This window comes from Streptomyces amritsarensis (genome assembly GCF_001953875.1).
In the GTDB taxonomy this organism is placed as follows: Bacteria; Actinomycetota; Actinomycetes; order Streptomycetales; family Streptomycetaceae; genus Streptomyces; species Streptomyces amritsarensis.
The window spans coordinates 1-1832 of the sequence record NZ_MQUR01000202.1; the positions used below are offsets into that span (position 1 = coordinate 1).

At 68.2% G+C, this 1832-nt stretch carries 3 protein-coding genes and 1 tRNA gene; all 4 read right to left on the minus strand.

Going from position 1 to position 1832, the window contains the following annotated elements:
- Positions 1–175: 175 nt before the first annotated feature.
- Positions 176–409 carry a hypothetical protein gene (locus AVW11_RS35485; RefSeq protein WP_008738908.1) on the minus strand — a complete coding sequence of 78 codons (234 nt, stop codon included), beginning with the start codon at positions 407–409 and terminating at the stop codon, positions 176–178.
- 143 nt (positions 410–552) lie between these two features.
- Positions 553–625, minus strand: a tRNA-Ala gene (locus AVW11_RS35490).
- 124 nt (positions 626–749) lie between these two features.
- Positions 750–1415, minus strand: a complete 666-nt coding sequence (locus tag AVW11_RS35495; protein ID WP_060178050.1) for a histidine phosphatase family protein — start codon at positions 1413–1415, stop codon at positions 750–752.
- Positions 1412–1832, minus strand: a 421-nt coding sequence (gene rsfS, locus AVW11_RS35500) for a ribosome silencing factor (protein ID WP_076047079.1), incomplete at its 5' end; no start/stop codon positions are given. The genes AVW11_RS35495 and rsfS, both read right to left, overlap by 4 nt.

The window sequence follows — 1832 nt, forward strand, 5'->3', positions numbered from 1 at the left end:
TCCTGCATGCCATGCAGGCGCTCTACCAACTGAGCTATAGCCCCTTGCCCTGCTTGCCGCTTCGGTTTCCCTTGCCGGTTCCCCTTGGCGACGTCCCAAACATTACACGGTCATGGCCCTGGTCCAAAAATCGGTTTCCGCGAACCGCGGGCCATGTCCGATTTGCAACGATCCGTCACGCTCTCGCGAACTGATAGAAGCGTTTGAGCGTGCAGTGCTCGTCGAGCAGCCGTCCGTAGATCGGCTCCCCTTCCAGCTCGCGGTACGTCTCGATCGGGTCGCCTTTTATGATCAGCGCCCGCGCGCATTCCTCGCACCAGTACTGGTAGTCGGGGTTGACCGGGTCCATGTCCCGCACGATCGGCGTCCCGTTGTTGCACCAGTCGCACCGGCGCCGGTGTGCACCCATCCGTTCGCGACTCCCTCCCGCGTCGGGCCGTCGACTCCCCCTCCGGCCGTCCGATTCTGCCACGCCGGTGCGGGCCAGGTCAGCAAACGCAAAGGGTACAAAAACAAGGATCCCGCCCCCACTTGGGGACGGGATCCTGATTGTGGAGCTAAGGAGAATTGAACTCCTGACCTCCTGCATGCCATGCAGGCGCTCTACCAACTGAGCTATAGCCCCGCTCTCCGCTGCGCTTCCCCCGTCTCCGGTGTTCTTCGCTGCGAACAAGAAGAACTCTAGCCTGTGACCAGCCGGAAAGTGAAATCCGGGTCGCGGGCCCGGTGGGAAGCGGCAGGGAGCCCGCTCAGTCGTCGTCGCCGAGCACCGGTTCCGGCAGGGTGCCGGCGTTGTGCTCCAGCAGACGCCAGCCGCGCGCGCCCTCGCCGAGGACGGACCAGCAGCAGTTGGAGAGACCGCCCAGGCTCTCCCAGGAGTGCGCCTCGAGGCCCAGCAGACGGCCGATGGTCGTACGGATGGTGCCGCCGTGGCTGACCACGACGAGCGTGCCGTTCGCGGGCAGCCGGCCGGTGTGGTCCAGCACCACGGGAGCGGCGCGGTCGGCCACCTCGGTCTCCAGCTCACCGCCGCCCCGGCGCACCGGCTCGCCGCGCTTCCACGCCGCGTACTGCTCGCCGTACTTCTCGACGATCTCCTCGTGCGTCAGGCCCTGCCACTCACCGGCGTACGTCTCGCGCAGCGCCTCGGTGTGCGCCACGGGCAGGCCCGTGACGGCGGCCAGCTCGGCCGCGGTGGCGGCGGCCCGCTTCAGGTCGGACGCGACGATGGCGTCCGGCTTCAGCGAGGCGAGCAGCCGAGCGGAGCGGCGCGCCTGCGCCAGGCCCGTCTCGGTCAGCTCGATGTCCGTGGACCCCTGGAAGCGCCGCTCCAGGTTCCACGAGGTCTGGCCGTGCCGCCAGAGGACGATCTTCCTGCCGGACCTGGCCGCGGTGGCCGCGTGCGTCGCGCTCAGAACAGATCACCGTCCAGGTCGTCGTCGCCCGCCGCCTCCCGCAGCTTGGCGTGCTCCTCGGCCTTGCCGATGGTGAGCTTGGCGTCCTCGGGGAGCTCGATCTCGGGGCAGTCCTTCCACAGGCGCTCCAGCGCGTAGAAGACCCGCTCCTCGCTGTGCTGGACGTGGACGACGATGTCGACGTAGTCGAGCAGGATCCAGCGGGCGTCGCGGTCGCCCTCACGGCGCACCGGCTTGGCGCCGAGCTCCTTCTGCAGGCGCTCCTCGATCTCGTCGACGATCGACTTGACCTGACGGTCGTTGGGCGCCGAGGCGAGCAGGAAGGCGTCGGTGATCGACAGCACGTCGCTGACGTCGTACGCGATGATGTCGTGCGCGAGCCGGTCGGCCGCTGCCTGGGCAGCGGTGGTGATGAGC

Coding starts and splice junctions, on each gene's coding strand:
- AVW11_RS35485 (WP_008738908.1), bottom strand. CDS start 409: ATGGGTGCACACCGGCGCCGGTGCGACTGGTGCAACAACGGGACGCCG.